Source organism: Geminocystis herdmanii PCC 6308, from assembly GCF_000332235.1.
Lineage (GTDB): Bacteria > Cyanobacteriota > Cyanobacteriia > Cyanobacteriales > Cyanobacteriaceae > Geminocystis > Geminocystis herdmanii.
Genome location: NZ_CM001775.1, coordinates 2276173 through 2290011, shown reverse-complemented (window position 1 = coordinate 2290011; position 13839 = coordinate 2276173). Strand labels below are relative to the sequence as shown.

Genomic DNA, 13839 nt, shown 5'->3' with positions numbered 1-13839 from the left:
TAAGTTTGTAGTAAGGGTTTTAACCCTTCTTTTACCAATTTTTGGACAAGTCTAAATATTTGTTAAAATTTTTATCATAATTAGGAGACATTAAGCTAAAAAATTATAGGTATTAACAGATAATGAAATTAATTTTATATAGTAAAGTTGGATGTCATTTGTGCGAAGGATTGGAGGAAAAATTAAGAGAAATTACAGAGATTTCCTTAGAGTTAGAAATTAGAGATATTACTACTAATCATCAATGGTGGGAAATGTATCAATATGAAATTCCTGTGCTGTTTTTAGCCACCGAAACAGGAGAAACATTTATTCCTCGCATTTCTCCTCGTGTTTCTGTCTCTCAATTGACAAAAATTTTACACAAATATTTATCCTAAGCATATTTTGTTAATATTTAATTTTTTTGACATTACATAATCAAAATATCGATCGAACTAAGGTGTTTAATTGATAAGAGTGATAGAATACAAAGAAAACGCAGAATCTACAGAAATAAGGGGCATATTTTCTGCTATAGATTGAGAGATAATGAGTCGATCGAATGGATCTCTATGGTATAAAGGTAAATTAGCATTAATTTTAAAATGCTTAATCTCAATATTTAGCAAATTAAGGCAACTTTGATTGACTTCTGTTTCGATAAATTCCTCATAGGAAGTACTAAGTTTGAGTTTTTTTAAATTATATTTAATCGACATTTCCCAAAGACTAGCAAGACTTAAATAAATTTGATTATTTGAATCTTCAATGACATCTTTTAAATCATTACTTAATAGAGGATTATCATTAATAAACCAAATAAAAATATGAGTATCTATTAATAAATTCATATGGTATAATCCTTAAAATCCTCAAGAGGTTCATCAAAATCAGGTGACATCCACACCTTACCTTTTGCACTACCTCGTTTTAAAGGGCGTTTAATCGCAGAAATTTGTGCTACTGGTTGATCATTTTGTGTAATGATAACTGTTTCTCCTTTGATAGCTAAATCGATTAATCCAGATAAATTAGGAGAAATTTGCTTTATATCTAACTTAGTCATGATTAAAATTGTCTTGACGAAAAAATATTACTCTTATTTTTATTTTAGATCAACTATTGGTGATCCTTAACAATCAATGTTGACAAAAATACAATTAAATTTTTTTGAAAATTGCTGTTACTATATTCAATAAATTCGCCATCGGAGTTGTGATTATGCAGTTAAGTCAATTATTGTCGAATATCCCTAATCTTAATGTTATCCCTGATCATCCTAACCTAAGTCAAGAAGTAAAAGGCATTACCACTAATTCCCATGCTTGTATCCCCGGAGATGTCTTTATCGGGATGCCCGGCACAAGGGTTGATGGTGGTGAGTTTTGGCAAAGTGCTTTAAAAGAAGGCTCGATCGTATCTATAATCAGTAAAGAAGCATCTCTAAAAATCCCCCCAACGCCACAGGATTGCGTCATTGTCAGTGATGATGTGGTTAGTGTTTGTGCCGACATTGCTTGTAAATATTATGGTTATCCCTCCCAGTCTTTAAAGATGGTGGGCGTTACAGGCACAAATGGCAAAACCACCACTACCCATTTAATCGAATTTTTCTTACATCAAGCCCAAAAACCCACGGCATTATTCGGCACTTTATACGCCCGTTGGCAAGGTTATCAAAAAACCGCAACCCATACAACTCCTTTTTCTGTGGATTTACAACATCAACTAGCTGAGGCGGTGACGGCAGGAAATGAATATGCGATTATGGAAGTAAGCTCCCATGCTTTATCGCAAAAACGAGTCAAGGGTTGTCAGTTTGATGTAGCGGTATTCACTAATTTAACCCAAGATCATCTCGATTATCACAAAGATATGGAGGATTATTTTTCGGCGAAGGCATTATTATTTAGTGCTGACTATTTGCAGGGTACTGCTATCATTAACTATGATGATGCTTATGGTCAAAGATTGATCAAGTCTCTACCCTCTGATAAAGTTTGGACTTATAGCGTTACCAATTCTGAAGCGGATTTATATATGAGTGATTTAACCTATCAAGCTACTGGAGTAAAAGGTTTATTGCATACTCCCCAAGGTTCGATCGAATTTACATCCCCTTTAGTGGGACAATTTAATCTAGCCAATTTCTTAGCTAGTGTGGGCGCAGTATTAAAATTAGGGGTAAGTTTAGAAGTAATTACCACCAGTTTACCTCATTTTGTCGGTGTACCGGGGCGCATGGAAAGAGTTACCGTAAATGTTGAACAAAAAGTCAACGTAATTGTGGATTATGCCCACACCCCTGACAGTTTAGAAAATCTCCTCAAAGCCTCACGGCCGTTCATTTCTGGTAAAATGATTTGTGTGTTTGGTTGTGGGGGCGATCGAGATCGTACCAAGCGCCCGATAATGGGTAAAATAGCCGCCGAGTTAGCAGATATTGCGGTAGTGACTTCCGATAACCCTCGCACGGAAAATCCTGAGCAAATTTTAGCAGACGTTTTGGCAGGGATTCCCCAAGATATTAAACCTATTGTACAGGTTGATCGAGCAAAAGCCATCAAAATTGCCATCGAAATGGCAAAAGAAGGGGATGGGGTGTTAATAGCTGGAAAAGGGCATGAAGATTATCAGATTTTAGGCACAGAAAAAATCCACTTTGACGATCGAGAAGAAGCCCGAAAAGTACTAGAATCTTTATAATTTACTTACTGCGACTAAACGTAGAGTGGGCAATGCCCACCAATCTCCACAAATCAAGCCTGTCAGTAATTTTGACTCAAACACAAAAAAATGTAGATAATGGATTAATATACCAGTAGTGAAAGTTGAGGTTGAAAATGGTAAGTTCGATCGTATTACCCATCACCGTTGAAGAATATCTTGCACAAGAAGAAATCAGCGAAGAAAAAAGCGAATATATAGAAGGAGAAATAATTAAAATGGCAGGTGCTTCTGCTAATCATAATATTCTAACAGGAAAACTTCATGCTCGATTGTTGTTAGCCTTAGAAGATTTAGGGTATAGTGTTTTTATGAGTGATATGAAGTTATTACCTCCTCATGGTGATAATTATTTTTATCCTGAGGTTATGGTAATTAAAGGTGAGCCTTACTTTACTAATGAAAAACAAACGGCAGTAACGAATCCTTGCTTAATTGCTGAAATCTTATCTGCTTCAACAGAAGGATTTGACAAGAATCAAAAATTTGCTTTTTATCGCACTATACCTGAATTAAAAGAGTATATTTTGATTGATCAAGAAGATTATCGGGTTGAATTATATCGCAAAGTAGGTAAACATCAATGGTTATTAACAGAATTAATGAGTCAACAGGATGTGTTAACCTTAGAATCCGTTGAGATAGAAATTAGTTTAGCAGATTTGTATAAACGGGTAAAAATAAATTAAATATAGTTTTATTGTTGTGCCTTTAATATTTGACAGTGGTATAACAATTCTAAAATTTTATCAATTATAATATCATAACTTCTGAAAGAATTTTTATATATCTGTTAACTCCTAAATTTATGAATAATCAATACCTACTTAGTATTAGTAATAACTTACAAAAAAAGATTTGTTTATTAAATGAAGATAATCGAGAAAAAATTTTACTCAATTTAGAGAATATTATTAATAATAATATCTTAGTATCAGAAATTGCTAAAAATATATCAGAACAAATTATTTATCGTATTAATTTTGGTTATAAACTAGAAATATTAGCTACTTACTATCAATTAGAAGGACAAAATATTGTTAAAATTTTAAATATTTTTGATAAAACTAAATTAAAAAGAGTTATTGTATTCAAAGAAGGCTTATCCATCAAAATTATTGATTTAGATATAAATTTAAATAAAGAAAACGAGTTATTTTCTTCTGATATAATTACTTTATTTAAAAGTAGAGAAAACTTAAAAATCGGGAGAAAAGATTTAGAAAATAAGCCCGAAGATTTTTACTATTATTACCTAGATAACTTAAATAATAACTCAGAAAATAAGTCAAAAATTCTCTTATCTGTTGAAGAAATTAACAGCATTAATAAGTCTTTACCTTTACTTTTGGAAGGATTAAATAATAGTGGAAAAACAACGGTATCAGTTATCAAAGCAATTCAAGATAGTTTCCAATATCCTCAAGAAATCACCCTTTATCTTAGCAATAATCAAAGTAGTCAACAGCAAGTATTTTCTTTAATCAAAGAAATTTTAAAAGCAGACACAAATAATAATTTAGTTATCGATAATTTTGTCAATTTTTGTCTTAATTTTGGTAGAGAAAATAATCTCTTAAATCCAGATAGGTTTATCAGAAGCAAAGAAATTACCTATAAAAAGTTTAAAGAGAAATTTTTAGCTAATTATAATATAGAAGATATTGAGTCATGGTATTTATGGCAAGAAATCTCTTATTTATTAAAAGGAAATAGTAATTATCCCCAAGGAGAAAGTAGTTTAATTTCTTTAGAAGATTATAGTCAACAAATTCAGCAATATAGTTTTTTACCCCCTGATATTAAGCCTAACAAAATCTATCAATTAACTCTTAAATATCAACAATGGTTAACAGATAATAACTATTGGGATGTCACAGATTTAGTAACTTCTATTTCTCTCAATCTTCCTCCTTCCTTTAACGGTATCGTCGATCGAATCTATTATGATAATATTGATAAGCTAAACGATTTATCTCAACAATTACTATTTCGTTTTTTGAAAAAAGATAGTCAGACTAACTCCTATCATAAGTGTTGTTTGAGTTTCGATCGAGCCAAAATAATTTATCCCCTAGAAGCATGGGAAAGAAAAATTAATAGCTTAGTTTACCCTGACAATAACGGCAAAATTAATCACAGCCAACTCACAATAAATCTCATCGGTAACGAAAACTTGAATAATTTTCATAAGGAAGTTTTAAACAATGAATTGTGGAAAAAATCTGCCAATCAAGATACTTTTAAACCTAGCCATATTTTGCAACATAATAATAACTGTTTATGGATTACTACTCCCGAATGGAAATTTTTAAGTATTAGTAAAAGTTTTGCCTTAGATAAAAGTATCGTTGTTATCAATAACCAAGAAAAAGAAAAATTATTAAATCATTTTCAAAATAATCCCGAAATCATTAACAGTCGTATTCTTACCCTTCAAGAAATAGAAGGATTAAAATTTAACGAAATTATTTTATATAACTTTTTTAGCTATTTTTATAATATAAAATATCAAGACATAGCTTATAGCCTTTTAAGAAAATATTTATATCTTTGTTTAGGTAGTATTAAAGAAAAAATTTACTGCTATGAAAATAATTTTAATATAGAAGAAAAGTATCCCTTTTTAAGTCATTGTTTAAGTAAAGGTAGTTTTGAAGATTTAGAAAACTTTTTAAGCCCCCAATCCGACAATAAAAACTCTATTTCTACAGAAAAATTCTATCATAGTAATGGAGCATGGAAACAGGCTTACGAATGCTATCGGCAAAACAAAAAATATCGAGAAGCTAACGAGATTCATCCTTATATAGAAGAAACAGAAGGCAACTGGGGAAAAGCAGGAGACTTATGGAATATTTTAGAAAATTGGGAAAAAGCTATTAACTGTTGGCAGGAAATAGACGATAATCTTTGGTTAAAAAAATGGGCAAATTTAACCCCAATTCAATGGCAAGAAAAAGGGCAATATTTTCAAACTAATAAATTTTATAAATTAGCGGGAATTTGTTATCAACAAGCTAAAGATAATGATAGTTATTTACAATGTTTAAAACTCAATCAAGAATGGGAAAAAGCAGGAGATGAATATATCAACTTAGAAGATATTAACGAAGCTGAAAAATGTTATCTCAATGCCGAAAAAAATTATCGACAAAAAGGAGAATTATCCCGTTGTGCCTTGATGTGGGAAAAAATATCAGCATGGGAAAAAATAGCCTTAATTAGAGAAGAAGAAAATCAATGGGAAAAAGCCGCACAACAATGGCAAAAACTCGACAACTGGGAAAAAGCAGGAATCTGTTATGAAAAAATATCTCAATGGGAAAAAGCAGAAAACTGTTGGCGAAAATTAAATCAATGGGAAAAAATCGCCTACTGTTGTCAACAACAAGAAAAATGGCAAGAATCCGCAAAAATTTGGCAAAAATTACAACAATGGGAAAAAGCCGCTAAATCTTACCTGAAAATCTCTCAATTACCTCAAGCGGCGCAATGTTATCAAAGGGGAATGCGTTGGCAGGAAGCCGAAGCCTGTTGGCGTAAACTAAATAACTTACCGAATATCGCCTCCTGTTGTGAATCTCAACATAAATGGCAATCCGCAGCGCAAATTTGGCAAAAATTAAAACAGTGGCAAAAAGCAGGTAATGCTTGGGAAATGGCAAAAGACTTAGAAAAAGCAGGATTATGCTATGAAAAAAGTGAAATTTGGTCAAAAGCAGAATCATGTTGGTTAAAATTAGAAAATTGGAGAAAACTTGCCCTTACTTATCAAAAACAACAAGCATGGGAAAAAGCCTCTTCCGCATGGTTAAAAATTAACGAAAAAGAATCCGCCGCTAAATGCTACTCTCAAGGAGAATTATGGCAACTAGCAGAAAACCTTTGGCGAGAATTAGAAAATTGGGATAAGGTAGCCTTCTGTTGTTTTCAACAAGGCAATTACGAAACCTCCGCTAATATTTGGCAAAAATCACAAAAATTTTCCGAAGCAGGAAAGGCATGGGAAAAACTCAAACAATTTGCTAAGGCTGGATTATGCTATGAAAAAGTAGAGGCATGGGATAAAGCCGAAATTTGTTATCGTCAACTGCAAAACTGGGAAAAAGTCGCTATCCTCTGTCAAAAACAATCTAAATGGCACGACTCCGCCGATATTTGGAGAGATTTGGGAGACTTAAATAAGGCTTCCCTCGATTATGAATTAGCGCAAAACTGGCAAAAAGCCGAAAACTCTTGGCGACAATTACAACAATGGGTAAATGTGGCGTTGATGTGTGAAAGACAAGAAAAATGGTTAGACGCAGCGCAAACTTGGCAAAAAGTCAAGCCTTTAGAAAAATCTGCCTTTTGTTATGAAAAGATAGAAGCATGGGGAGAAGCTGAAAACTGTTATCGACAACTGGAAAACTGGCAAAAATCGGCTTTGATGTGCGATAAACAAGGCAAATGGGAAGATTCTGCGATTATTTGGCAAAATTTACAACAATGGGAAAAGTCAGCTAAACGATGGGAAAAAATTAAACAGTGGGATAATGCAGGTTTTTGCTATGAAAATGCAGAATTTTGGGCTAAAACAGAGGAATGTTATCAAAAAAGTGAAAATTGGACAAAATTAGGGGAAGTTTACGAAAAACAAAGTAAATGGGAAACCGCTTCTTTGTTATGGGAAAAACAGGAGGCATGGGATAAAGCAGCGCAGTCATGGCTAAAAATAGAAGAAGTAGAAAAAGCAGGGGGTTGCTATGAAAAAGATAACAACTGGGAAAATGCAGAAACCTGTTATCGTCAACTGAAAAATTGGGAAAAAGTCGCCTTACTTTCTGAGACTCAAGAAAAATGGCAACAGGCAAGTGAGGCGTGGTTAAAGATAGAAGAAGTAGAAAAAGCAGGGGGTTGCTATGAAAAAGATAACGACTGGGAAAATGCAGAAACCTGTTATCGTCAACTGGAAAATTGGGAAAAAGTCGCTTTACTTTCTGAGACTCAAGAAAAATGGCAACAGGCAAGTGAGGCATGGCTAAAAATAGAAGAAGTAGAAAAAGCAGGGGTTTGTTATGAAAAAGATAACGACTGGGAAAAAGCAGAGACTTGTTATCGTCACCTGCAAAACTGGGAAAAAGTTGCTTTACTGTGTGAAAAACAACAGCAGTGGGAAAAATCGGCGGAGGCTTGGTTAGCAATCGATGACATGGCAAACGCTGGAAGATGTTATGAGGTAGTAGAAAATTGGCGTAAAGCAGAGTCTTGTTGGTTAGTGATTGGGGATTGGCAAAAAGCAGGGGTTGCTTGTGAAAAACAAGGGAAATGGGAGGAATCTGCTATTATTTGGCAAAATCAACAACAATGGGAAAAAGCCTCCTTCGCTTGGTTACAAATTTCTGAAAAGGAAAAGGCTGCGCTTTGTTATCAAAATGGGGAGTTGTGGCATTTAGCAGAAAACCTTTGGCGTGATTTGGAAAATTGGTTAATGGTTGCCTTGATGTGCGAAAAACAAAACCAACTCCATAAGGTGGGGGAGGCTTATACTTTAGCGCAGGAATGGGAGAAAGCTGGGGAAGTTTATCAAACTATCCAATTTTTTCCTCAAGCTGAAGACTGTTGGCGCAAGGTGGAAGCATGGGATAAGGTGGCTTTGATGTGTGAAAAACAGGAGAAATGGGAAACGGCTGGAGAGGTATGGGAGTTAATTCCCGACTGGGAAAAAGCGGCTATTTGTTATCAAAAGATAAAATTGTGGCAAAAAAATGCGGATTGTTGGCAAAATTTGCAAAGATATGATATGGTAGCGATCGCATATCAACAGTTGAAACAATGGGATAATGCCGCTCGATCGTGGTTAGATAGTGAAGATCAAGATAAGATTATGAAAGCTGGATTATGCTACGAACAAAGTTTAAATTGGTTATTAGCAGAGGAATGTTGGCGTAAAATCTCTCAATGGGATAAAGTAGCTTATACTTGTGAACAACAAGGTGAGAGTAAGTGGGAAGATGCGATAAAAGCATGGCAACTGTCTGGCAATAAACTCAAAGCCGCTAACTTGTTACGCAAAATGGGTAGATGGAAAGAGGCTGCTTTAGCCTTAACTCAAAGAAACAATTAAGAATTAAGAATTAAGAATTAAGAAAATATCTCCCTGTCTTCTTGTCTTCTTGTCTTCTTATCTTCCTAATCGATAAAGACTATGAGGCAAACCCTATTGAGTAATTTTAGGGCTACAACTACGGGCAGTTTTCGGGGGGATAGGTAAATCAAGATGAGAATGAAAATCTTTCTGCACTTTATAACTCAGACGTGGAGAAATTTGTTTAACGATTTGACTTAAAAGTCGATCGCCCGTATCCTGAATAAGAGAAAGGGGTAATTTATAAATAAAACGAGGAAATCTGACTTTAACTTGTAAGTCTAATTGCCAGTTAACCTTGGTAATTTCTGCGGGAGGTTGTTTTCCTTGTTGATGATATATTTTTAAGATACCATCAGCAGCACTAGAAAGGGGTATCGATTCGATATACATTTTTGAGAGATAATCCACTTCGTAACCTTCATGGTTAAATTCTGGATTAGGCACAGAATACATAGAATAAAAATTAGCTTGAGGAGGCTCTAATACTACCGTCATTTGAGGCTCAACATTGTATCCAAATGCACCATAACTACCAATAATTAAAGTATAACCATTTTCTCCGAAAGGTTCAGCTTTCATGGGCATGGCACAACGCACAAACCATCCTTGATGATCATTGAGATATTTTGCTACAGTATCAAGGTCACTATACATTTCCATGATACCAGCAAAGTGAGTTTGAAAAACGACTGGTTCTTGAGGGGGTATATCTAATTCCGATTCGTTGATAGAATTATCGGTTAATTTTTCGTCTTCGGGAGAAATGTGAGAATCTGACATAAAAAATTATTAATAGGGTTTAATCTTTACTATCATTCGATAATTACTTTCATGTAAATAATATCAAGACTTTTAATTCCTAGAATATAAGTGAGTAGGCAAAATTAATTGTATATTTACTTTATGAAAGGCAAAAGGCAAAAGGCAAGAGGCAACAAAGATATAAGTTATTTTAATTAATTTTAAAATTCACAATCTATTTTGCATAAGTACTTAGAATAAAGAGTGAAACTCTATGGGATTGAATAATATAGCGTTTTTTGACAATTATGAGGTACATTTTTATTGCCTCTTGTATGAGTGCTTTTTAACCACAATTTTTATACCTCACCAAAACGGTAATTGCTATATTCAACCCCTACAAACAATTAAATGCTTGTATCAACAAATTCTTTTAATTTATCTTTGCCAATAGCGCCTTCATAACTAGCCACAATTTTTCCTTGTTTGAAAATTCTAAAAGCTGGTACTCCCTCTACTTTACAAAGTGCCACACTATCAGGACTAGCATCTACTTCTAGTTTAACCACTTTTAATCGATCGTGATAATTTTCTGCAACCCAATTAATCGAAGGTGACACGAGACGACAAGGACCACACCAAGAAGCCCAAAAATAAGACAAAACAGTTTGATTTTCTTTAATTACTTCATTTTCAAACTGAGAATCACTAATTTCAATTACTTTACTCATCTTGATTAAATTTCCTATAAAATTTTATTAATAATGGTTAGTGGTTCTATATAATAGACTTCTTGCAGAAGTCGAGTAAGAAGTAATAAGTTAAGAAACTCATGTTTTCTACTCTAAAATAAATTTTACTTTTTATTTTGCAAGAGGTCTAATAATTGAACATGAGAACATTTACGATCTTACTTTACAATGGACTCATCCTTAGATAATTGTTTATTAATACTGTTAAAAATTCCGTTAAAAAACAATTTTTCATCATCAATCATCTTTATTTAACATTTATTATGACAACTATTCCTCAAACCTTAGAAGAAACAATTTCTCAAGCAAAATCTGCCTTAAAAGTTGCCTTAGATAGTGGTTGTAATCGCATTACGGTAGATTTAGTTATTCCCGAAATTGCTTTAAAAGCACAGTATTTAGCTTTAGAATTTGCTCAATTATTTAAAGATGAATATGGTATGGGGTTAAAAGTACTTTTTCCTGACACTGGCGCGGCGGCTTTAGCTAGAAGGGAATGGGGAGAAACTGAATTTATCGTTACGGATATTGGTAGTAGTCGCACTCCCGTTGATACGAAAATTAGTGATACAGATCAAATTTTTCTTGTAGTTTCTCCTTCTTCGGTGGAAGTTGCTTTAGTCGAAAGATTATGTAATTTGGCGGACGATCGACCTGTTATACTATTAATACCACAATTAGAAGATGTTTCGATCGTGGGTATTGGTTATGCCGCGCGTCAATTAAGAGAGAGATTTATCAGCATTTTAGAATCTTGTTATTATTTTAGACCTTTAGACGGCTCGATCGTCCTCAGAAGTTATCCCCATCTTTGGCAAGTATGGCAACAACCTGATGAAGAACAAGAGTACCAATTAATTGCCGAAGTCTCTCAAAAGCCTTTAGGAGAAACATTAGACAGAATTTTAGCAGGGCAAAATGATGAGGAAAATAGTGGCAATTCCACACCATCTTTAGGGTTTTTTGGCTCAATTAAAAGTTTCTTGAAAGCCTTAAATAATTAAAGATTGCCTCGTCAATTTTGTTACTAAATTACTATTTTGATAATAATTGTATCCTAGATTTAGATGTACTTAATAGCTCGATCGGACTCATCTCTAAATTATAGGTAATCCAAGCAAAACCGCCGATAAAAATAGCAAAAGTTGCCACTAAACTCCCCGTTAAAAATTGTACTTTTTGCTGTAAAGATTGGATTTCTAACTTATTTTTTTGTAAGGTTGGTAATAATTCTCTTTCGACAACTTGAGCTTCAAGGATAGGTGTTTTTTGTTCAGGAAATTCTACTAAAGTATAAAGCCAATCGGTAATTAATTTCGGGCATTGAGGCTGTAAATATAATTTTACCCCTAAAGATTGCGCTAGAGGACGAGGAAAACGAGTTAAATATTTAAGGGTTGAATTTATGCCCCATAAAGGACAATATTTATTAATAATATTGATCATGGCAATGTCATATAAACAGCCAACAATTCCTTTTGCGGTGGCTTCTTCTCGTCTAAATAATTGATCTAAAAGAAGCAAAATTTCTCTTAATTTAACTTCTTCTAAGATTTTTTCTTCTTGATTTTTTTGTTTACTCATTTCTTTAAATATTTATGAAAAAAATAACTAATAGTTAAGGCAAATTAACCTAATTAAAATAACTAAATATCTTCTTGTATTCAATAATTAATAACATTGATAACCTTTTAATGATATAATTTTAAAGGTAATTTTTATTTGTTATACCAATAAAGATAGTTAATTAGGAGTTGCTGACTTATTCAACAAACGATAAAAATCATGGATTTTAAAATAATACGTTGGTTAAAAACAGTTGATTTCTTAGTATTTCTCCTAATTCCTAATTCCTAATTCCTAATTATAATTATAATGTCCTTAACGATCGAACAAGAATTATTAAAAGCAGTCAGTAAAAGGCGCAATTTTGCGATTATTTCTCACCCTGACGCTGGTAAAACTACCCTCACAGAAAAACTCTTATTATATGGAGGTGCAATCCATCAAGCTGGTGCAGTTAAAGCAAAAGGCGAACAACGGAGGGTTACATCCGACTGGATGGAGTTGGAAAAACAACGGGGTATTTCCATTACTTCCACGGTTTTGCAATTTGACTATTTAGACTATTATATCAACTTATTGGACACTCCCGGACACCAAGACTTTAGTGAAGACACCTATCGCACCCTAGCGGCGGCGGATAATGCGGTGATGTTGATTGATGCGGCTAAGGGTTTAGAGCCTCAAACTCGTAAACTTTTTGAAGTATGCAAACTTCGATCGTTACCAATCTTTACTTTTGTAAACAAAATGGATCGCCCCGGAAGATCAGCTTTTGAATTGTTAGACGAGATTGAGAAGGAGTTAGGATTACAGACTTATCCCGTTAACTATCCTATCGGTAGCGGTGACTTTTTTAAAGGGGTGTTCGATCGACGAGAACAAGCATACCATTTATTTGAAAGAATCGCCCACGGTAGTTTAGAAGTGCCAGAAATTATCATCCCCAAAGGTGACGATCGTATTCACAATTATATTGATGAGCAATTATACGCAGAAACCCTCGAAGAATTGGAGATGTTAGAAGAAGTCGCCCCCGCTTTCGATTTAGAGGCGATTCATCAAGGGAAAATGACACCCGTATTTTTTGGCAGTGCTATGACTAATTTTGGTGTCAGCTTATTTCTACAATCCTTCTTAGATTACGCCTTATCCCCTACTCCCCGCAAATCCACCTTAGGAGAATTAGAGCCTACCCATCCTGATTTTACTGGCTTTGTGTTCAAGTTACAAGCAAACATGGATCCCAAACATAGGGATAGGGTTGCCTTTGTGCGAGTCTGTACGGGAAAATTTGAAAAGGATATGACGGTGAATCATGCTCGATCGGGTAAATCAGTACGTTTGTCCCATCCTCAAAAATTATTTGCCCAAGGTAGGGAATCCATCGAAGAAGCCTATCCGGGGGATGTCATCGGTTTAAACAATCCGGGGGTATTTGCCATCGGGGATACTATTTATCTGGGGAAAAAGCTCGAATATGAGGGAATCCCGTCATTTTCTCCCGAATTATTCTCTTATCTCAAGAATCCTAACCCTTCCAAGTTCAAACAATTCCAGAAAGGGGTACAACAGCTACAGGAAGAAGGGGCAGTACAAATAATGTACTCTATAGATGAGTTTATTCGAGAGCCTATTTTAGCCGCCGTTGGTCAATTACAATTTGAAGTTGTCCAATACCGTATGTTAAGTGAATATAACGTAGAAACTACTTTAGAACCTATATCCTTTAACGTTGCCCGTTGGGTGGTGGATGGTTGGGAAGCCTTAGAGAAAGTCGGGCGCTTGTTTAACGTCATGACAGTCAAGGATGCTCGTAATCGCCCTGTTTTGCTTTTCCGCAATGAATGGAACGTAAATCAGTTACAAGGGGATCATCCTGAGTTAAAATTAAGCTCGATCGCATTTTAAGCTAGAATAATTAGGGTTTTAAGTCCTAAT

11 protein-coding genes are annotated in these 13839 nt (G+C 34.3%); 6 read left to right on the top strand and 5 right to left on the bottom strand.

Going from position 1 to position 13839, the window contains the following annotated elements:
• The first annotated feature begins 122 nt into the window (after window positions 1-122).
• Window positions 123-380, top strand: coding sequence for a glutaredoxin family protein (locus SYN6308_RS11345; protein ID WP_017294559.1), 258 nt, complete (start codon window positions 123-125; stop codon window positions 378-380).
• A gap of 66 nt (window positions 381-446) precedes the next feature.
• On the opposite strand, the gene SYN6308_RS11340 is transcribed toward SYN6308_RS11345, so the two are convergent.
• Both SYN6308_RS11340 and SYN6308_RS11335 read right to left on the bottom strand, forming a co-directional pair.
• Window positions 447-833 carry a type II toxin-antitoxin system VapC family toxin gene (locus SYN6308_RS11340; protein ID WP_017294558.1) on the bottom strand — a complete coding sequence of 129 codons (387 nt, stop codon included), beginning with the start codon at window positions 831-833 and terminating at the stop codon, window positions 447-449.
• Complete coding sequence (locus SYN6308_RS11335) at window positions 830-1048, bottom strand: type II toxin-antitoxin system Phd/YefM family antitoxin (RefSeq protein ID WP_017294557.1); 219 nt, start codon at window positions 1046-1048, stop codon at window positions 830-832. Before SYN6308_RS11335 ends, SYN6308_RS11340 begins: the two co-directional genes overlap by 4 nt.
• 155 nt (window positions 1049-1203) lie before the next feature.
• Here SYN6308_RS11335 and SYN6308_RS11330 point away from each other — a divergent pair, with 155 nt between their 5' ends.
• The 3 genes from SYN6308_RS11330 (at window position 1204) to SYN6308_RS11320 (ending at window position 8818) form a co-directional block, all read left to right on the top strand.
• Window positions 1204-2688, top strand: a complete 1485-nt coding sequence (locus SYN6308_RS11330; RefSeq protein WP_017294556.1) for a UDP-N-acetylmuramoyl-L-alanyl-D-glutamate--2,6-diaminopimelate ligase — start codon at window positions 1204-1206, stop codon at window positions 2686-2688.
• A gap of 137 nt (window positions 2689-2825) precedes the next feature.
• Window positions 2826-3398 (top strand): Uma2 family endonuclease, encoded by a 573-nt coding sequence (locus tag SYN6308_RS11325; RefSeq protein ID WP_017294555.1) that lies wholly within the window; start codon window positions 2826-2828, stop codon window positions 3396-3398.
• 119 nt (window positions 3399-3517) lie between these two features.
• Window positions 3518-8818: a tetratricopeptide repeat protein gene (locus SYN6308_RS11320; protein WP_017294554.1), complete on the top strand. Its 5301-nt coding sequence runs from the start codon at window positions 3518-3520 to the stop codon at window positions 8816-8818.
• A 93-nt stretch (window positions 8819-8911) separates the two neighbouring features.
• Here SYN6308_RS11320 and SYN6308_RS11315 read toward each other — a convergent pair whose 3' ends face one another.
• Window positions 8912-9622 carry a DUF1997 domain-containing protein gene (locus SYN6308_RS11315; protein ID WP_017294553.1) on the bottom strand — a complete coding sequence of 237 codons (711 nt, stop codon included), beginning with the start codon at window positions 9620-9622 and terminating at the stop codon, window positions 8912-8914.
• Between the two features lie 368 nt (window positions 9623-9990).
• Window positions 9991-10314, bottom strand: coding sequence for a thioredoxin family protein (locus tag SYN6308_RS11310; protein ID WP_017294552.1), 324 nt, complete (start codon window positions 10312-10314; stop codon window positions 9991-9993).
• A 284-nt stretch (window positions 10315-10598) separates the two neighbouring features.
• On the opposite strand from SYN6308_RS11310, the gene SYN6308_RS11305 reads away from it, so the two are divergent.
• Window positions 10599-11339: a DUF1995 family protein gene (locus SYN6308_RS11305; protein ID WP_017294551.1), complete on the top strand. Its 741-nt coding sequence runs from the start codon at window positions 10599-10601 to the stop codon at window positions 11337-11339.
• A gap of 31 nt (window positions 11340-11370) precedes the next feature.
• Here the strand turns inward: SYN6308_RS11305 and SYN6308_RS11300 are convergent, their stop codons facing one another.
• Window positions 11371-11919, bottom strand: coding sequence for a hypothetical protein (locus SYN6308_RS11300; RefSeq protein ID WP_017294550.1), 549 nt, complete (start codon window positions 11917-11919; stop codon window positions 11371-11373).
• 291 nt (window positions 11920-12210) lie between these two features.
• Here SYN6308_RS11300 and SYN6308_RS11295 point away from each other — a divergent pair, with 291 nt between their 5' ends.
• The gene (locus tag SYN6308_RS11295; protein WP_017294549.1) at window positions 12211-13809 is read left to right on the top strand and encodes a peptide chain release factor 3; all 1599 of its coding nucleotides are present in this window, start codon (window positions 12211-12213) and stop codon (window positions 13807-13809) included.
• Window positions 13810-13839: the final 30 nt, after the last annotated feature.